A 19,125-nucleotide genomic window follows, 5' to 3' on the forward strand; every position below is an offset into this window, starting at 1 on the left:
CTCTTAGATCCATGGGGGATTAAGATGTCTGACTACACGATAGACGCGTTCTATCTCGGTTCTGCCGCCGAGTGGGACACGTTCGATGGTAATTGGTCTGTGGCGCAAGCCTTTTCCTTGGTTGGTAAAACATATGGCAGCGGGGCAGCTCCGTTGTTTGACACTTACGAGAGATTGTTGCTCGAAGGGGTGGGCCTGCACGATGGGGTGGGGCAAGATGCGTCGCTTCAATCTCTGCATCCATTGATCGTGGAACAGGCCGCTGATCCACTGGATGGCGCTTTAGAATATCATGTTACCATACATATGTCGGATGGCCTGTCGGTGGCGGCCAAGATGTATATCTTGCAAGATGATCTGGGGCGGTTGTTTCTGACAACTGGCTACGGTCCACCTTTGATCCGGCCGCAATCTGTCAGTTCGATCACAATTGACCGTCTGGCTGGGGACAACCTCAACTGGTTGTGTTCTGACTTGGAGACCAGCGCCTTTGTCACCAGTTTTCTGGAAGGCACCCGTTTGATGGTGTCTGGCGGTGAAATCCCCGTCGAGCAGTTGCAGATTGGCGATCAGATCCAGACATTGGATCATGGCCTGCAACCCATTGTGTGGATGGGGTGCCAGCATGTTGTGTCGGGCACAGATGAGGTCCCGATCCGAATTGCAGCGGGGGCATTGGGAATGGGCTGGCCCAAACGGCCGCTTTATGTATCGCCGCAGCATCGTGTGTTGATTGCCTCAGGCCTCGCGCAGCAGATGTTTGACCAAGCGCAGGTTTTGGTTCCCGCCAAAAAGCTGCTTGGCTTGCCGGGGATCAGCCAGAAAGCCGTACACCAGGCCTTGACCTATTGGCATGTTATGACACGCGCCCATGAAGTTGTGTTTGCAGAAAGCGCGCTGGTTGAGAGTTTCCTGCCCGGACCAATGGCATTGTCCGCTTTGCCGGAGCGAAACCGGAGGGATCTGTACAAACATCAGCCGTCGTTGGTGTTTCAGGAAGGCAAACCCCAAACCGCACGGCGTTGTGTGGAAGGCGCGCGGGCGGAGATCCTGGTGGACCGATTGTCACGCTTGTCGCGTCCGGTGTTGGAGGCTGCGTGCCTATCACGCGCCGCGTCGACCGGTTCGTGGGCGTCACAGGCCCGTACGCGGCGCGCTGCAGCGGTGCGCTGTCGGGCGGATGTCGCTGGGGTCTATGCGGCGCAGGATGTGCCCGGCCCCACGGCGGAGACTTGGGGGAAGCCAAACTTATCTGTCTTACCCCCGCGCCAGAACTGATGGCGGACGCTTTATTCAGCGTCCGCCTTTTTGGTGCCTGAGGCCGCTTTTTTCGTAGCGGTCTTCTTGGTGGTTGTTTTCTTGGCTGTGGTCTTTTTGGCAGTCGTTTTCTTGGCTGCTGCTTTCTTCTTTGGGGCTTTCTTGCCGGCCTTCTCAGCGATCAGCGCCACGGCCATTTCCACAGTCACGTCTTTGGGTTCCACATCTTTGGGCAGGGTCGCATTGACCTTTTCCCACTTGACATAAGGCCCATAGCGTCCATCCATAATCTGGATTGCGCCGCCACCATCAGGATGCTCGCCCAGCTCTTTCAAGGCTTTGGCCGCGGCGCGGCCGCCGCGCCGTCCGGGATTTGCGCGCTTCTCGGCCAGCATCTCTGTGGCGCGGTTCATGCCGATCTCAAAGACGTCCATGGTCTCTTTGAGGTTCACATAGATTGGCTTTTCTTCATCCGGCAGCTGGTGCATCAGATAGGGGCCAAACCGACCCAGATTGGAGGCCACAACGCCACCATCCGGGTGCTGGCCGATTTCACGTGGCAGGGTCAGCAGAGTAACCGCCTGTTCCAGGGTGATATCGTTCGGGCCCCAACCGGGCAGATAGTCTTTGTTCTGTTTCGGCAGCGAAGACCGGGGCGGTTTCTTGTTCTCGGGCGTTGCTTCGCCACGTTGCACATAGGGGCCAAACCGGCCGGATTTGAGGTGAATCTCGTCGCCGTCATCTTCCCCCAGGATGCGCTCATAACCTTCGGCGCCTTCGCCAGAGATGGGGCGGGTATAGTTGCATTCCGGGTAGTTGCCACAGCCGACAAATCCACCGGTGCGTGAGGTTTTCAGGTGCAGCTGGCCGGTGCCGCATTTTGGGCAGACGCGGGGATCCGCGCCATCTTCGCGCGCGGGGTAAAGCTGCGGCGCAAGTGCTTCGTCGAGCACATCGAGAACTTCAGAAATCCGCAGATCAGAGGTTTCGGAAATCGCGGCCGAGAAATCGCGCCAGAACTGTCCCAGAAGGTCTTTGTAGTCATGGTCACCGGCCGAGACATTGTCCAGCTGGTCTTCCAGTTCCGCCGTGAACGTGTAGCCCACATATTTGCGGAAGAAGTTGAGCAGGAAGATCGTCACAATCCGGCCCTTGTCCTCTGGGAACAGGCGGTTTTTGTCTTTACGGACGTAGTCGCGGTCCTGGATCGTGGTGATCACAGATGCATAGGTCGACGGGCGACCAATGCCCAGCTCTTCCATCCGTTTGACCAGCGTCGCCTCGGTATAGCGGGGCGGGGGCTGGGTGTGGTGCTGCAGTGCCAGGACAGAGGTGTTTTGGGACAGGACAGCCGCATCTGCGCCGGCCTTGTCAAAGTCACCCTGCAGGGAGCCTGCAAATTTGATCGGCTCACCTTGCATGACCTGCGGCAGGCGCTTGTCGTCATCATCAGTGACCACATCGTCGCGCCCTTCTTCATAGACGCGCATAAAGCCATCAAACAGAACCACTTGGCCTGTGGCGCGCAACACCACCTGCGCATCACCGGACGCGATATCAACCGTGGTGCGTTCCATCCGGGCGCCGGCCATCTGACAGGCTAGAGTCCGCTTCCAGATCAGATCATAAAGCTTGCGCTGGTCATCTTCGGACACCTTCAGCGACGCGGCGTCGCGACCCATATCGGTGGGGCGGATACATTCGTGCGCTTCCTGCGCGTTCTTGGCTTTGTTCTTGTAGATGCGCGGCTCGGATGGGACATATTCCGCTCCATAGCGTTTCTCGATCTCGGCGCGGGCGGCGGTCACGGCTTCGGGGGCCATGTCGATCCCGTCGGTCCGCATATAGGTGATCAGACCGGCCTCATACAGGCGCTGGGCGGCGTTCATACATTGACGTGCGCCCATGCCAAACTTGCGGCTGGCTTCCTGCTGCAGGGTAGATGTCATAAACGGTGCGGAGGGGTTGCGTGAGGCTGGTTTGGCCTCAACCGAACGGGCGGTGAAATCGCGTGCCTCGATGGCCTGAACCGCCAGCTCAGCGGCGGTGGAATTGGCAAGGTCGAATTTATCCAGCTTGTCCCCGCCCAAGACGGTGAGGCGAGCTTCAAAGTTTTGACCGCGCGGGGTGCTCATCTGGGCTTTGACAGACCAGTACTCGCGGGGATTAAACGCCTCGATCTCCATCTCACGTTCAACGATCAGACGCAGGCAGACGGACTGCACGCGTCCCGCGGACCGGGCGCCAGGGAGTTTACGCCACAGAACCGGCGAGAGGTTGAAGCCAACAAGGTAGTCGAGCGCACGGCGCGCCAGATAGGCCTCTACCAGTGGCATGTCGACCTGACGCGGGTTTTTCATCGCCTCGGTCACGGCTTCCTTGGTGATCGCATTAAATGTTACCCGGCTTACGCTGGTGGATTTCTTGATAGAGCGCCGCTTGGTCAGCGCCTCTTGCAGGTGCCAGCTGATTGCCTCCCCTTCGCGATCGGGGTCGGTCGCGAGGATCAGCTCATCATCTGATTTCAACGCATCCGCGATGGCTTTGACATGTTTGCGGCTGTCGGTGCCGACTTCCCATGTCATCGCAAATTCATCGTCCGGATCGACCGATCCATTCTTTGCGGGCAGGTCGCGGACATGCCCATAAGATGCCAAGACCGTGTAATCGGAGCCTAGGTATTTGTTGATTGTTTTTGCTTTGGCCGGCGATTCGACGACAACAACTGGCATAAAGTAAGGACCTCTTCGGACGTATTCGGCGCGCTCTATGGCGGTGCAAAGTTCGGTGCGCAAGGGCTGAATGTCAATCCGACTGCATCAATTCGTGCCTGCCGTCAATCAACAGCAGCACCGTTTTGATGGGTTTTCCGCAAAGGTGCATACAGTGGTGCAGTTTTGCGCATGTCCCGTCGCAATTCGGGGGCAAAACCTTGGACCGGTTCAGGATTTTTCAAATTTTAAACAGATCAACCCGCCGGGGTGGCGGTCGACTTTCCCTTCCAGTTCAAGCTCGGTCAGCGCTGGTGCGACATCTCGCGCAGATGTGGCAATATCGCGGATAATTTGATCCTCAGGCAGGGGCGTTGGGCCCAAACGTTGGAGAATCTCCTGATGAAGGAGAGTTGTTTCCCGCAGGCTGCGCTGCTCGGGTGGGGGCGGGGGAAGGTCTGATATCGTCTGCGCGGGTTCTGGCGGGGAGAGGGCCGCGTTGGGCAAGGCCGCCAACACATCCTCAGCACCGCGCACCAATTGCGCACCATCGCGGATCAGCAGATTGCAGCCAGATGCACGGGCATCAAATGGATGGCCTGGGACGGCCATGACCTCCCGGCCCAGGTCCAAGGCATCGCGTGCAGTGATCAGGCTCCCCGACTTGGCCGCTGCCTCCACTACCACCAGCGCCCGCGACAGGCCCGCGATGATCCGGTTGCGTTTGGGAAAGTGGCGGGCCATCGGTGCCAGGCCCATGGGTTGTTCCGACAGGCGCAGGCCTTTTTCCGCGATCTCGGCCGCCAGTTTGCTGTTTTCGGTCGGGTAGACCACATCCACGCCACCTGCCATAACGGCAATTGTTCCGGTTTCCACGGCGGCCTGATGCGCGGCAGTGTCGATCCCTCGGGCCAGGCCCGACGTTATGACATATCCAGCCGCGCCCAAGTCGCGGGCCAAGGCGCGGGTCATTCGGACCCCCAGCGATGAGGCATTGCGGGCACCAACCAGAGCCAGGGATGGCCGTTTCAAAAGAGCAGTATCCCCGATGGCCCACAGCAAGGGGGGCGCATCAGGCAGCTCTTTCAGAAGGTCCGGGTATTCTGGGTCAGAAATGCACAAAAGCCGCGCTTTGGCGGCTTTTGCAGCATCCAACTCGGCGGTCACAGTGCTGGCTGGGCATATTTCATAGCCTTTGACACCAGCGTCGCGTGCCACTTTGGGCAACGCCTCCAGCGCATTCTGCGCCGAACCATATTTGTTAATGAGCCGGTGAAAGGTCACCGGACCAACGCGCCGTGAGCGCAACAGGCGAAGCCTGGAAAATCGGGTATCTTCCGTGGTGGGTGGGAGTGGGGGGTGAGTGGAAGAAGTGTGTCCTTCGATCATCCGTGGCTCCGACCTGTTGCACCACCATGATTACGTTTGTGAGAGTTAACAGCTGGTGAACATATCTCGCTTTTTCGTCGATTTTTCTGAAAAAGGGCGAGGTATGTGTCCTTTACGATAGATTGCGTTCTGCCTTTTATTTTAGGGGTGAAATCAAATGCGAAATCGAAAAAGGCGACCAGATGGTTCTGGTCGCCTTGGCTGCTTAGTTCCGAAAGATGGTTAATCCATGCCGGTCAGGTGGCAGAGCCGCCGACGGTCAGACCATCCATCAATACGCTGGGTTGGCCAACACCAACCGGCACCCATTGCCCGGCTTTGCCGCAATTGCCCATGCCAGGGTCCAACGCCATATCATTGCCAAGCGCGCGAATCTGTTTGAGCGCAGTCGCGCCGTCGCCAATCAGCGTGGCCCCTTTGACCGGGTCGCCAATGCGGCCATTTTTCACGCGATAGGCCTCGGTACAGCTGAACACGAACTTACCGTTGGTGATATCAACCTGACCGCCGCCAAACCCAACGGCCCAGATGCCATCTTTCATCTCTTTGACCAAAGCATCCGGTTCTGCATCCCCTCCCAACATATAGGTGTTGGTCATGCGCGGCATGGGCGCATGGGCATAGCTTTGTCGCCGTCCGTTCCCGGTGGGTTCAACCCCCATCAAGCGAGCGTTCTGGCGGTCCTGCATGAAACCCACAAGGATGCCGTCTTCAATCAGGGTTGTTTTCTGGCTCGGCGTTCCCTCGTCATCGACGGTCAGAGAGCCGCGCCGATCCGGGATGGTGCCATCATCCAGCACTGTTACACCGGGGGCGGCGATGCGTTGCCCCATCAACCCTGCAAAGGCCGAAGATCCCTTGCGGTTGAAATCACCTTCCAATCCATGGCCGATGGCTTCGTGCAGCAGAATTCCGGGCCAGCCGGGGCCAAGCACAACTTCCATTTCTCCGGCCGGAGCGGGAACGGCCGTCAGATTGACCAGTGCGATCCGCAGTGATTCTTGTACTTTGGCTTGCCAGTCTTTCGGATCAATCAGCCCATCCAGCCCCACACGGCCACCGCCACCGGCTGACCCGCTTTCACGGCGGCCGTTTTCTTCGACAATCAGCGACACATTCAGCCGTGTCATCGGGCGAACATCGCGGATTCGCACGCCATCGGGGCGCAAAATCTCAATCTCTTGCAGCGACGCCGCCAAAGACGCGCTGACTTGCACCACACGCGGGTCCAGATCGCGGGCAAAAGCATCAATTTCACGCAAGGTGTCGACCTTGACCGGGAAGGGCAGGGCAGAAATCGGATCTGTCTCGGTATAAAGCTTGGAATTTGTGGCCGCGGGCGCATCCGCCCAGGTGCCACCACCGGCCCCAACCGCCAAACGGGCGGTTTCTGCCGCGCGTTTGAGTGAAGCAATCGACAAATCTGTCGAATGCGCATACCCCGCCACATCCGCATTAATAGCCCGCAGACCAAAGCCTTCAGCGGCGTCATAATTGGCGGAACGCAGCCGTCCATCGTCAAAAACCAGGGACTCGGATTTCCGCCTTTCTGCAAAGATTTCACCGTCTTGCGCCCCATCGAGCGCGGTTTTCAAGACCGCAAGCGCTTCCGTTTCCGGAAGGCTGGTGTCAAAGGGACGAAAGTCGGATTGGTCCATCGGAAACCTCTGGTTTATTGATTTAAATCAAGAATGGCGACGGTTTGCCGCGAGCATTTCTCTTTATCTGTGTGGAGGAATATGATTTTGATCAGGATCAAAGACAACCTGTTTGGAGCAGTTTGCGGATTCGGGAGGAATTCGAACGTGCTTTGGACGAAACATAGATGCGATCAACCGATCAGGACAGCGTAATGAAGAATGCTTGGATGCTTGGAGGCCTTTTTTCTGGCCTTTTGACTGTGCCTGCCATGTCTCAGGAGGCTTTGGAGACAATTGGCAAACCCGTCGACGGCGGGTGGGGGTTTCAGGAACCTGCCACGGAACTGGCCAGAGGCCTGCAACAGCTTGACTGGATGATTCTGATCATCATCACCTTGGTTTGTATTTTTGTGGGCGGGCTTTTGCTTTGGGCAATCGTCTTCTTTAATCGCAAGGCAAACCCGACACCTGCAAAATTTAGCCACCACACCCCGATTGAGATCGCATGGACTGTGATTCCGATCATCATTCTGGTATTCATCGGCTCCTTCTCGCTGCCGGAACTCTTCCGGCAGCAAGTAATCCCCAAAGCGGATCTGACCATCAAAGTCACCGGATACCAGTGGTACTGGGGATATGAATATGTTGATCATGAGTTTGAATTCGAAAGCTTCATGCTGGCGCGCGAAGAGCTGGAAGAAAACGGCTATGCCAACGATGAATATCTGCTGGCAACCGACACAGCCGTTGTTGTGCCTGTGAACAAAACTGTTGTGATGCAGGTGACCGGTGCGGATGTGATCCACTCCTGGACCATTCCGGCCTTTGGCGTAAAACAGGATGCGGTGCCTGGCCGTCTGGCGGAACTGTGGTTCAAGGCCGAGAAAGAAGGCATCTATTTTGGTCAGTGTTCCGAACTGTGTGGCAAGGACCATGCCTATATGCCGATCACCGTCAAAGTTGTGAGCCAAGAGGCCTATGACGCATGGCTGGATGGCGCGATTGAAGAATACGCGGGCATTGCGCAGCCTTATCAGGTTGCAGCGAAATAATCCGCAAGGCACATACACCTTTGGCGTCACAGATTGCAGATGCCAAAGGTTCCAACATTTGCAGGGCCATCCCGTGGCCTTGCCTGCCTGACGAAAGATCCAAGGACCATGACTGACGCAAGCCTTCATGCCAGCACCCCCTATGAGGACGAGGCCAGCTTTGGCGATTATTTCGCGCTGCTGAAGCCGCGTGTGATGTCGTTGGTGGTGTTTACGGCGTTGGTCGGCCTGTTGGCCGCGCCTGTTTCGGTGCATCCGGTTGTGGGTTTCTGTGCGATCTTGTTCATCGCCATCGGGGGCGGTGCGTCCGGCGCGCTGAATATGTGGTGGGACGCGGATATCGACCGCATCATGAAACGGACCAAGAAACGCCCGATCCCGGCTGGTAAAATCGCACCAAACGAGGCGATGCAGTTTGGTATCGCTCTGTCGGTTTTGTCGGTGATCATGCTGGCGCTGGCCACCAATGTGTTTGCGGGTGCGTTTCTGGCCTTCACCATCTTCTTTTATGTGGTGATCTATACCATGTGGCTGAAGCGTGCGACGCCGCAGAACATTGTGATCGGCGGCGCAGCCGGGGCGTTTCCGCCGGTGATCGGCTGGATCGCCGCCACGGGATCCATGTCGCTGGAGCCCTGGTTGATGTTCGCCCTGACGTTCATGTGGACGCCGCCGCATTTCTGGGCTTTGGCGCTGTTTATGCGTAATGATTACGATGACGCAGGCGTGCCGATGTTGACGGTGACCCACGGACGCCGTGCCACCCGTTTGCATATTCTGGTCTACACCGTGTTGCTGGCCGCACTGGCCATTGGCACAGGCTTTACCGCTGTTGGCGGGCCGATCTACCTTGCGGTGGCTTTGGTACTGAACGCGCTGTTTCTGGTGGGGGCGTTGCGCATTGCACGCCGCGACGAGGATGCCAGCGAGGCGGATAATTTCAAGATCGAACGAAACTTCTTCAAACTTTCGCTGCTATACCTCTTCCTGCACTTTGGCGCGATCCTGGTTGAGGCGCTGTTGAAACCCTTTGGTCTGGGAGGTTGGTAATCCATGGCTTTGAACAAAGAACATGAACTGCACCAGCGCCGCAAAGGACGCAATGTGGGGTTGGGTTTGGTCCTGGGCGGCTTTGTCGTGCTGGTTCTGGTTTTGACGATGGTCAAAGTCACCTCAAACGGGTTCCAGTTTCCGTCTGAACTGTCGCAGGGGAACAACTGATGGCGGTGAACGCACAACAGAAAACCGTTCTGCAATTGGTCGGCGTTGTGCTTGTCATGGGCGGGCTCGCCTGGGCTTCTGTTCCGTTTTATGACTGGTTCTGCCGGGTCACCGGCTTTGGCGGTGTAACCGGCGTAGCCGAGGCCGGATCCGAGGAAATTCTGGATCAAACCATCACCGTGCGATTTGATGCGTCCAAGGACCGCGGCATGGAGTGGGAGTTCAAACCCGTTGCACGTCAGATGGAGCTGAAAATCGGTGAAACAGGGCTGGCCTTTTATGAGGCTTACAACCCCACCGATCGCCCGATTGCGGGCATGGCGTCGTTTAATGTCACGCCCTACGCGGCGGGCGGCTATTTCGACAAGATCGCTTGTTTCTGCTTTGACGAGCAGATCTTGTTGCCAGGGGAACGGGTGCAGATGCCCGTAACCTTCTTTGTGGATCCCGAGATTGTCGAGGATCCGGATGCGAAATACGTGCATACGATCACGCTGTCGTACACGTTTTATGAGAGCGATCTGCCCGAGGGGTACGCGGCTCTGGAGGTCGGTGCAGATGAAAACAATAATTCGGTCGCTAGGTGAGGGACACTTGAATGGCGCACGCTAAAAATCACGATTTTCATATCTTGCCACCATCGATCTGGCCCCTGGTGGCCTCGGTTGGTGCGTTTGTCATGCTGTTTGGCGCAGTCCTGTGGATGCAGGACATCACCTCGGCCATGTTCTGGGTTGGCTTTGCGCTGGTCCTTTACACAATGTTCGGCTGGTGGCGCGAAGTGGTGATCGAATCCCGTCAGGGTGATCACACCAAAGTGGTCCGCATCGGCCTGCGCTATGGGTTCATCCTTTTTGTGATGTCCGAGGTGATGTTCTTCTTCGCCTGGTTCTGGTCCTTCTTCAAACATGCGATCTATCCGATGGAAGGCTATGTAGGGGCCGAATATGTGGCACCTGCCATTCACGCGGTAGATCCCTTCCACCTGCCGCTGATCAACACACTTGTCTTGCTGCTGTCAGGCTGTGCTGTGACCTGGGCACACCACGCGCTGGTTCACAACAATGACCGCAAGGCGCTGATTCAGGGCCTGTCGATTGGTATTGCACTGGGTGTTCTGTTCACCTTCCTGCAAGGCTACGAATATGCCGAATTGATCCTGCATGAAGGCTGGGAATTTGGCGGTGATGAGTTCTATTCAAACTTCTTCATGGCCACCGGTTTCCACGGTTTCCACGTGATCATCGGGACGATCTTCCTGACGGTCTGTCTGATCCGGGCAATGAATGGCGAATTCACCCCAGAGCAGCACGTGGGCTTTGAGGCAGCAGCCTGGTACTGGCACTTTGTTGACGTCGTCTGGCTGTTCCTGTTCGTCGCCGTCTACATTTGGGGCGCTCCGGTCCACTAAGGGCAAAGCACTCGGAATGTAACCGAAACATCTTTGTGGTTTTCAACATCGCAAAGCACGATTATCTACCAAAGGCGTGTGAGGCAGGGACCTTACGCGCCTTTTGCGTCAGGAAGATGAGGACATGCGCAGCTTTTGGTTTTTGGCCATTGTCGGCGGTTTAGGATGCGCGATTTTGCTGGGTCTTGGCACCTGGCAGCTCAAACGGTTGAGCTGGAAGGAAGCAGTTCTGGCCGAGATTGGCGCAAGCTTGGTGGCAACACCCACGCCCATTGAAACTCCGGTTGATCCCATTAAAGACAGGTTCCGTGCGGTGACCGCCTCTGGCACGTTTGAGGCCGGGGAAATTCACGTCTGGACCACCCTAAAAGGGCAGGGCGCGGGATATAGGATCATCGCGCCGTTTGAAACCAAAGATCACGGTCGCATTCTGGTGGATCGTGGGTTTGCGCCCGCGGCAGACAAACAGACGGCACGTCCGTTGGGGGATGCCACATTGATCGGCAACCTCCACTGGCCGGATGAAATCAGCGGTTTTACCCCTGATCCGGATCGCACTGGAAATGTCTGGTATGCCCGCGACATCGCGCAGATGGCGGCTGAGCTTCAGACACAAGAGATCCTGCTGGTTCTGCGTCAAAGCCCCAAGGGCAGCGAAGCCCTCACACCGATGCCGATCGACACGGCTGGAATTCCCAACGATCATTTGCAATATGCCATCACTTGGTTTTCTTTGGCGCTGATTTGGGGCGGGATGACCGCCTATTTCCTGCGCCGCGCTGGCACCCAACCTAAAGGTTCGAACTGATGAAATATATCTCCACCCGCGGACAAGCGCCCGAGCTGACGTTTGAAGAGGCGATGTTGACCGGCCTTGCGCGTGATGGCGGGCTGTATGTCCCGGCTGAGATTCCTACATTGAGCGCCGAAGAAATCGCAAGCTTTGCGGGCCTGTCCTATGAGGAAGTTGCCTTCCGCGTCATGCGCCCGTTTGTCGGGGATTGTTTTGCCGATCAGGAGTTCCGCGACATTATCGGACGCGCCTACGCAGGTTTTGGCCATGCCGCTCGTGCGCCGCTGAAACAGCTGGAACCAAACCACTTCCTGCTGGAACTGTTCCACGGTCCGACACTGGCGTTCAAAGATTTTGCTATGCAGCTGATTGGGCAATTGTTTGAAGTTGCTCTGAAACGCCGCGGGGAAACAGTGACCATCGTTGGCGCAACCTCGGGCGACACCGGCTCTGCCGCGATGGAGGCTTTTGCGGGGCTTGAGGCGGTGAACGTCTTTATCATGTACCCTCATGGTCGTGTGTCCGAGGTGCAGCGCCGCCAGATGACCACGCCGACGGCGGCAAATGTCCACGCGTTGGCGGTGGATGGCGATTTTGACGATTGCCAAGGCCGTCTGAAGGATATGTTCAACGATTTTGACTTCCGGGATGAAGTGAAGCTCGCAGGCGTGAACTCCATCAACTTTGCCCGTGTTCTGGCGCAGGTGGTTTATTACTTTACGTCCGCCGTGGCCCTGGGCGCGCCGCATCGCAAAGTCTCCTTTACCGTGCCGACCGGCAACTTTGGTGACATCTTTGCAGGTTTCATTGCCAAGCAGATGGGCCTGCCGATCGACCAGCTGGTGGTTGCCACCAATCAGAACGACATCCTGCACCGCTGCCTGTCTGGCAATGGCTACTACAAAGGGGAAACCATCCCCTCGATCTCGCCTTCGATGGATATTCAGGTCTCCTCCAACTTTGAGCGTGCGCTGTTTTATGCCTATGACAAAGACGGCGCGGCCGTGGCTCAACTGATGGATGAGCTAAAGACCGGCGGTTTTGATGTGAGCCAAGGTGCGATGGAGTTTCTGGCTGCCACATTCGCCTCGGGCCGCGCGTCCGAAGACGAGACATTGGCGACGATTAAATCCGAATATGCCGCATCTGGTGAGCTGTTGTGCCCGCATGGTGCCATTGGCGTGAAGGTCGCCAATGAACATCGCAAAACAGAGGTTCCGATGATCACATTGGCAACAGCGCACCCGGCGAAATTCCCGGCTGCTGTCGAGAAAGCCAGCGATGTGCATCCGCCTCTTCCCTCACGCATGGCAGATCTGTATGAAAGGTCGGAACGCGTGACCCGCATCAGCAGTGATTTGGCCGCGCTTGAGGATCATATCAGAAAGACAATCGCCAAGTGACAAGCCCAGCAACGGTGCAACAACACGAACTTCCCAATGGCTTCCGTATCGTGACTGAACATATGCCGGGGCTGCAATCTGCAGCCATCGGCGTTTGGGTCGGGGCCGGGGCGCGCAATGAACGTCTGGAACAAAACGGCATTGCGCATTTTCTGGAGCATATGGCGTTCAAAGGGACGACCACACGCAGCGCGCTGCAAATCGCCGAGTCGATTGAGGATGTCGGCGGGTATATCAACGCCTACACCAGCCGTGAGGTCACAGCCTATTACGCGCGTGTGCTAAAGGAAGACACCGGGTTGGCGATGGAGGTGATTGCCGACATCCTGCAGAACTCGATCCTGGACCCGCGCGAGATCGAGGTCGAGCGCAATGTGATCCTGCAGGAGATCGGCCAATCGCTGGATACGCCCGATGATGTGATCTTTGATTGGCTGCAAGAGCAGTGTTATCCTGGCCAACCCATTGGACGCACGATTTTGGGTCCGGCAGAGCGGGTAAAAGCCTTTGACCAGCGGGATCTGCAGACCTTTATTGCGGAACATTACGGCCCCTCGCAAATGATCCTGTCCGCTGCCGGCGGTATTGATCATGATGAGATCGTAAAGCTGGCCGAGAAACTCTTTGGCCATATGGAACGCAAGGACAGCCGCCGCAGCGAATCTGCTCTGTTTCACGGTGGTGAAGTGCGCAATGCAAAGTCGCTGGAACAGGCCCATTTTGCGCTGGCGCTGGAAAGCCCAGGCTATCGGGACGACGCGATCTATACCGCGCAGATCTATGCCAGCGCTATGGGCGGCGGCATGTCGAGCCGCTTGTTCCAGGAAATCCGCGAACATCGGGGCTTGTGCTATTCGATCTTTTCACAGGCGGGATCCTATGCTGATACCGGTGCGTTGACGATCTATGCGGGCACGTCAGGGGAACAGGTTGGCGAGCTGGCGCAGGTCACTATTGATGAGTTGAAGCGCGCCACGGATGATCTGAGCGATGAGGAAATTGCACGGGCGCGCGCGCAGATGAAGGCAGGCATGTTGATGGGGCTGGAAAGCCCGTCCAACCGCGCGGAACGTCTGGCGCGTCTGGTGCAAATCTGGGGGCGCGTTCCCTCGCTGGAGCAGACGATTGCCAAGATCGATGCGGTCACCACTACGGATGTGCGCGCCTTGGCCGAAACCTATGCCGTTCAGGCTCCGGCGGCTCTGGCGCTTTATGGTCCGGTTGAGACCGCGCCCACATTGGAGGCATTGCAGGAGAGGCGCGCCGCCTAATGCTGTTGTCGCGTCGCAAGGTCCGTCTGGAAACCGAGCGTTTGACGCTGCGGCTGCCGGTCCATTCCGATTTCCGGGAATGGGCCGCACTGCGCCTGCACAGCCAAGATCACCTGATCCCCTGGGAGCCGACCTGGGCCGCCGATCACTTGGGCCGCAAGAGCTTTACCAACCGTGTCTATTGGGCCCAGCGGTCTGTGAATTCCGGCACGGCTTTGCCCTTGTTCCTGATCCGGCGTGACGATCAACGCCTGATCGGTGCGCTGACGCTGGATAACATCCGTCGGGGCCCGGCCAAGGCAGGAACATTGGGGTATTGGATTGGCCAGCCTTTTGCCCGTCAGGGGTATATGCGCGAGGCGATCGCTGCAGTTGTGCATCATGCGTTCACCCGGTTGGACCTGAGCCGGATCGAAGCAGCCTGCCTGCCGGAAAACGCAGCCTCACGCGGGCTTTTGGAAAGCTCTGGTTTCAAATACGAAGGTGTTGCCCAGTCCTATCTGCAAATCAACGGGCGCTGGCGCACACATGTGCTTTATGCTGCCTTGCGCCACGACCGGCGCGGGCGTACCAATTCCGGACAAGCCTGACCCGAACGAGGGCAAAAGACGAGGCCTTCCATGACGCTGAACTCTGTGTCTCCTGACTTTTTGAACGCGCTGTCTGCGGCTCTGCCAGCAGATAGTTTGCGCGCTGCAGAGCCGCGATACCTGGAAGAGCCACGCGGGCGCTACCAGGGGCAGGCGGGCGCGGTTGCCTTGCCACGCACTGTTCATGAGGTGTCAGAGATCCTCAAACAGGCCAATGCCGCCCAGGTGGGCGTGGTGCCTTATGGCGGGGGCACCGGTTTGGTGGGCGGCCAGATCGCACCAGAGGGCCCGGTGCCCTTGGTTTTGTCCTTGGAACGGATGAATGCAGTGCGCGCGGTTTACCCAGAGGAAAACGTGCTGGTGGCCGAGGCCGGAGTTATTCTGGCGGATGTGCAATCTGCAGCAGAAAAGGTTGACCGGCTGTTCCCCTTGTCCCTGGCGGCTGAGGGCACGGCGCGGATGGGCGGGTTGCTGGCCACCAATGCCGGCGGCGTCAACGTGCTGCGGTATGGCAATACGCGGGACCTGTGCCTTGGGCTGGAGGCGGTTTTGCCAAATGGAGAGATCTGGAACGGCCTGACCCGCTTGCGCAAAGACAACACCGGCTATGATCTGCGCAATCTGCTGATTGGTGCAGAGGGTACGCTGGGGGTCATTACCGCCGCAGCCTTGAAACTGTCGCCTCGTCCACGTGGGCTGGGTACCGCCTTGATGGTGGTGCCAAATCCAGCGGCGGCGATTGATCTGTTGGCACTGGCGCGGGACCAATTTGGAGAGGCGGTCAGCGCCTTTGAGCTGATGCACCGCCAGGGGTTGGCGTTTATGGCGGAACATCTGCCGGAAATTCGCCAGGCGTTGGATCCGTGCCCCGAGTGGTGCGTCTTGATTGACCTGGGGCTTGCGCGCGAAGCCAATACAGACAGCGCGCTTTTGGAATTGTTTGAGATCGCGATGGAGCGGGAGTTGGTCACCGATGGGACCATCGCGCAATCCGAGGCGCAACGCCAGGAGATCTGGTCTGTGCGCGAACATATCCCCATCGCGAACAAGGCGGTGGGGTCAATTGTCAGCCATGACATCTCGCTGCCGATCTCTGCCATTCCTGCGTTTGTGGACCAGGGAGGCGCTGCGCTGGCCAAGCTGGGTGACATGCGGATCAACTGTTTTGGCCATCTCGGGGATGGGAACCTGCACTACAATGTTTTCCCGGCGGCTGGGCGCTCGCGGGACGACTATGCGGATTTGCGCGGCGATATTCAGACCTGTGTGCATGATCTGGTGGCGCAATTTCAGGGGTCCTTCAGCGCCGAACATGGGGTCGGGCGGCTAAAGGTCTCGGACTTGGAACACTATGGTGACCCCACAAAACTTGCAGCGATGCGGGCGATCAAATCAGCACTGGACCCCAATGGGATTATGAATCCCGGTGCGGTCCTGGCGGAGCAATAAAAAAGGGGCCACTGGCCCCTTTGGCATTCGCACTGTCGGGCGCGCTGTCGGGCGCTTATAGCCCTTCAAACTCACACAGAACGCTGACATCCATGCCTTGCTCTTCCAAGAGCTTGCGGCCGCCCAGTTCGGGCAGGTCGATGATGAACGAGCAGGAGACGATCTCGCCGCCCAAACGTTGGATCAGCTTGATACCGGCGCTTGCGGTGCCGCCCGTGGCCAAAAGATCATCCACCAACAGAATTTTCTCACCCTGCTGGATCGCGTCGTCGTGGATTTCCACAATCGCTTCGCCGTATTCCAGCTTATAATCCTGGCTGATGGTGGTGCCGGGCAGTTTGCCCTTTTTGCGGATCGGAACAAAACCGACGCTCAGCTGGTGCGCAATCGCGCCGCCCAAAATAAACCCACGCGCCTCAAGGCCCACAACCTTGTCGATCTGTTCACCTGCATAGGGGTGCAGCATCTGGTCAATGGCCATGCGAAAGCCGCGAGGATCCGCAAACAGGGTGGTCACATCACGGAACATGATCCCTTCGTGCGGGAAGTCCACGATGGTGCGGATGTAATCTTTGACGTCGGTCTTTTTCGGCATGCGGTGACTCCCTGCTGGATCGCGCGTCTTGGTGCAGATTCAGATGTCCGATATGGGATCGGACCAACAGGATTTGGCCGATTACTGCCTCTGGTTCAAGGGTAAAGCCAAAGGTTTTATAAGGCGCGCCGCTTATCTCTTCTTTGAGAGATAGGTGCGGTAAAATTTATGCGAAAGCCAGGGGAGATGGGGTCTGAGCCAATCCCGGCGATCACGTGTCAGAATGTTCTTTGCGACATAGAGGTTCATTTTTTTCTGCCCGTGTGTAACAATTTCATTACTGTTTACAGCCGGTAAGAACCGGTTGAGTACATCACATGTATATACACATAATATACAAATGTCAATATAACGTTAAGAAAGCTGAATGCGTGCCTAAAAAAGACCGTGACGCCAAAGGAAAAAAGGACAGCCAACTGGTTCTGCGTTTGGACAAAGAGAAAAGAGAGCGTTTTGTGGATCTCTGCAAGGATCTGGATACGACGGCTGCCCGAGAGATCCGTCATTTCATTCGTGAATTCCTCAAGAAACATGGGACAAAATAGGTTTGGGCAGACATCTCAACGAAAAAGGCACCCCCGACCATGGGAGGTGCCTTTTTCTGTGCTTGGCGAGCGCAGCTGCCGCTGCCTTCTATTAAGCGGGACGTCGTAGTGTTGCGGTTAAAATGCCCATTCCCATCAGGGCCAGACCGCCCAGGCGGCTGAGCGCGTCGTTAAAGGAGGGACGCGCGATGACACGGCGCAGCCGATCCGCCGCCAGCGCATAGGCCAGCGCGTTCAAGGCCGCGAGGCCCACAAACGTTGCGATCATAATGGCAAACTGTGGCAACAAAGGCGCGTCGGGGCGCACAAACTGCGGGGCAAAGGCGATAAAGAAGGCAACGGATTTTGGGTTGAGCGCTGTGACAATCGCCGCATGGCCAAACACGCCACCCGCCTGAATCTGTGTTGGGTTCAGTGGCGTCAGCCCTTGGCCACCAGCACTGCGCCAGAGCTTGAAACCCAGCCAGACCAAATAAGCCGCGCCGGCCCATTTTAGAACGGTAAACAGCTGCGCTGAGGCCAGAACCAAAGCGCCCAGCCCGGCGAGGGACGCCGTCATTGCGATAAAATCCCCCAATGCCACACCCAAAGCCGAGGCAACTGCGACCGAGCGCCCTTTGGACAGCGAGTAGCTGAGCACCAGCAAAACCGTGGGGCCCGGGATCAAAAGTAAAACGACGGATGCGGTGACAAAGGCCAGCCAGATATGTGGTTCCATTTCGCGATCTCCTTTACCCGGTGACGAAGCCGAAGTTCGGACGCAAGTGCAAGTAATTAATTGTACCGGTGCTTTGGGTCTGTGGCTCACAAACGCTTAAGCACGGCCTCCAATGGTCCATACGGCAAGACCCTTTGCCAGGCTTTGGCGTAGATTACGCAGGCCGCGCAAAAGCCAAGGCTGTAGGCAAAGATCGCACCGGTGCTTAACGTGCCATCCAGCAGGCCAAAGGCTTCCAATAAGCCCATGCCGACGATGATATGCGCCAGATAAAGCGTCAGTGCCTGTCGTCCCGTGACCGCAAGCGCCTCGCTGATCCGAGTGGGGAAATGAGGTGTCGCCAACAGCAATAGGCCAAGGCAAGCACAGGCGCTGCCTGTTGCGGAAACCATGTAAAACGGCGTAGGCGGCAGGGCGGCGGTGCCCATGAGCTCCGCCAGCGCTGCGCTGTGCACCAGATGCTGCGGCAGCGCTGCCGTGACCCCGGCAACAGCCCCCCACACAACAAGTCGACGTTGTATCTGCAAGCTCGCCAGGTCCTGGCGCCCAAGCCACATGCCAAAGGTCAGGAAACCCGCCCAGGGAAAAACCGGATGCCAGCCGTTCAGGAAGGAATGCCGCAGGAACCCATAGGGATTGGTGAAATTGGCGTACGTCAGCGTGTCCCAGTCCCAGTTGGCGCTGTAATCCAGCACAAACAAGCAGATATAGCCTGTCATGACGATCAGGGCGGTTGCTCCCAAGAGCGCGCGATCTGAGGCCCGGTATAACAGCGCGGCCAACAGGAAATAGAGCGCATAGAAATGAAGAATATCCGCTTCAAAAATCGTGAGGTTCAAAAGCCCAAGCAGAAACAGAAAAGCTGCGCGTTTCAAAATCCGCTGGGGCTGAGCCCGGGCAAGTGACAGGCCAAGACCTGCGAGCAGAACAAAGAGGGCTGCCGCGCGCCCCTCAAGCGCGTTGGTGACGGCAGACGGCCAATCGGCCGTTGCCGTTACACTGGCGGCGATGCGGAAGTTGACAAGCACCATTCCGCAAAAGGCCACAAAGCGCGCGATGTCGATTGCCGGATTGCGCATT

Annotated in this window: 17 protein-coding genes; 11 read left to right on the forward strand and 6 right to left on the reverse strand. The window is 57.4% G+C overall.

Features of this window, described 5'->3' with window-relative positions; translation table 11 throughout:
- Window positions 1-24: 24 nt before the first annotated feature.
- Window positions 25-1,278, forward strand: a complete 1,254-nt coding sequence (locus tag GFB49_RS13230) for a Hint domain-containing protein (RefSeq protein WP_153216365.1) — start codon at window positions 25-27, stop codon at window positions 1,276-1,278.
- An 11-nt stretch (window positions 1,279-1,289) separates the two neighbouring features.
- Here GFB49_RS13230 and topA read toward each other — a convergent pair whose 3' ends face one another.
- The 3 genes from topA to tldD all read right to left on the reverse strand — a co-directional run bounded on the left by topA (window position 1,290) and on the right by tldD (window position 7,015).
- Window positions 1,290-3,989 (reverse strand): type I DNA topoisomerase, encoded by a 2,700-nt coding sequence (topA, locus tag GFB49_RS13235; RefSeq protein WP_153216366.1) that lies wholly within the window; start codon window positions 3,987-3,989, stop codon window positions 1,290-1,292.
- Window positions 3,990-4,199: 210 nt separating this feature from the next.
- A complete protein-coding gene (gene dprA / locus GFB49_RS13240) occupies window positions 4,200-5,357 on the reverse strand; it encodes a DNA-processing protein DprA (RefSeq protein ID WP_153216367.1) in 1,158 nt (385 codons plus the stop codon).
- A gap of 236 nt (window positions 5,358-5,593) precedes the next feature.
- A complete protein-coding gene (tldD, locus tag GFB49_RS13245; protein ID WP_153216368.1) occupies window positions 5,594-7,015 on the reverse strand; it encodes a metalloprotease TldD in 1,422 nt (473 codons plus the stop codon).
- A gap of 194 nt (window positions 7,016-7,209) precedes the next feature.
- Here tldD and coxB point away from each other — a divergent pair, with 194 nt between their 5' ends.
- From coxB to GFB49_RS13295, 10 genes are all read left to right on the forward strand, one after another.
- Window positions 7,210-8,049, forward strand: coding sequence for a cytochrome c oxidase subunit II (gene coxB / locus GFB49_RS13250; RefSeq protein ID WP_153216369.1), 840 nt, complete (start codon window positions 7,210-7,212; stop codon window positions 8,047-8,049).
- 108 nt (window positions 8,050-8,157) lie between these two features.
- The gene (gene cyoE / locus GFB49_RS13255) at window positions 8,158-9,099 is read left to right on the forward strand and encodes a heme o synthase (RefSeq protein ID WP_153216370.1); all 942 of its coding nucleotides are present in this window, start codon (window positions 8,158-8,160) and stop codon (window positions 9,097-9,099) included.
- A gap of 3 nt (window positions 9,100-9,102) precedes the next feature.
- Window positions 9,103-9,270, forward strand: a complete 168-nt coding sequence (locus GFB49_RS13260) for a cytochrome C oxidase assembly protein (RefSeq protein WP_153216371.1) — start codon at window positions 9,103-9,105, stop codon at window positions 9,268-9,270.
- Complete coding sequence (locus GFB49_RS13265) at window positions 9,270-9,857, forward strand: cytochrome c oxidase assembly protein (RefSeq protein ID WP_153216372.1); 588 nt, start codon at window positions 9,270-9,272, stop codon at window positions 9,855-9,857. Before GFB49_RS13260 ends, GFB49_RS13265 begins: the two co-directional genes overlap by 1 nt.
- A gap of 11 nt (window positions 9,858-9,868) precedes the next feature.
- Window positions 9,869-10,681 carry a cytochrome c oxidase subunit 3 gene (locus tag GFB49_RS13270; protein WP_153216373.1) on the forward strand — a complete coding sequence of 271 codons (813 nt, stop codon included), beginning with the start codon at window positions 9,869-9,871 and terminating at the stop codon, window positions 10,679-10,681.
- 124 nt (window positions 10,682-10,805) lie between these two features.
- Entirely contained in the window at window positions 10,806-11,489 is a 684-nt protein-coding gene (locus tag GFB49_RS13275) for an SURF1 family protein (RefSeq protein ID WP_153216374.1), read from the forward strand.
- Window positions 11,489-12,877, forward strand: coding sequence for a threonine synthase (gene thrC / locus GFB49_RS13280; RefSeq protein ID WP_153216375.1), 1,389 nt, complete (start codon window positions 11,489-11,491; stop codon window positions 12,875-12,877). The genes GFB49_RS13275 and thrC overlap by 1 nt, the downstream gene beginning before the upstream one ends.
- A complete protein-coding gene (locus GFB49_RS13285) occupies window positions 12,874-14,148 on the forward strand; it encodes a M16 family metallopeptidase (protein ID WP_343032571.1) in 1,275 nt (424 codons plus the stop codon). The genes thrC and GFB49_RS13285 overlap by 4 nt, the downstream gene beginning before the upstream one ends.
- Window positions 14,148-14,738, forward strand: a complete 591-nt coding sequence (locus GFB49_RS13290; RefSeq protein WP_153216376.1) for a GNAT family N-acetyltransferase — start codon at window positions 14,148-14,150, stop codon at window positions 14,736-14,738. The genes GFB49_RS13285 and GFB49_RS13290 overlap by 1 nt, the downstream gene beginning before the upstream one ends.
- A 30-nt stretch (window positions 14,739-14,768) precedes the next feature.
- Complete coding sequence (locus tag GFB49_RS13295; protein WP_153216377.1) at window positions 14,769-16,187, forward strand: FAD-binding oxidoreductase; 1,419 nt, start codon at window positions 14,769-14,771, stop codon at window positions 16,185-16,187.
- Between the two features lie 55 nt (window positions 16,188-16,242).
- Here the strand turns inward: GFB49_RS13295 and GFB49_RS13300 are convergent, their stop codons facing one another.
- The 3 genes from GFB49_RS13300 to GFB49_RS13310 form a co-directional block, all read right to left on the reverse strand.
- The gene (locus GFB49_RS13300; RefSeq protein WP_153216378.1) at window positions 16,243-16,782 is read right to left on the reverse strand and encodes an adenine phosphoribosyltransferase; all 540 of its coding nucleotides are present in this window, start codon (window positions 16,780-16,782) and stop codon (window positions 16,243-16,245) included.
- A gap of 636 nt (window positions 16,783-17,418) precedes the next feature.
- Window positions 17,419-18,045, reverse strand: coding sequence for a LysE family translocator (locus tag GFB49_RS13305; RefSeq protein WP_153216379.1), 627 nt, complete (start codon window positions 18,043-18,045; stop codon window positions 17,419-17,421).
- Window positions 18,046-18,131: 86 nt separating this feature from the next.
- A complete protein-coding gene (locus GFB49_RS13310; RefSeq protein WP_153216380.1) occupies window positions 18,132-19,124 on the reverse strand; it encodes a heparan-alpha-glucosaminide N-acetyltransferase domain-containing protein in 993 nt (330 codons plus the stop codon).
- Between the last annotated feature and the right edge of the window lies 1 nt (window position 19,125).

It is taken from the genome of Tritonibacter litoralis (genome assembly GCF_009496005.1).
Lineage (GTDB): Bacteria > Pseudomonadota > Alphaproteobacteria > Rhodobacterales > Rhodobacteraceae > Epibacterium > Epibacterium litoralis.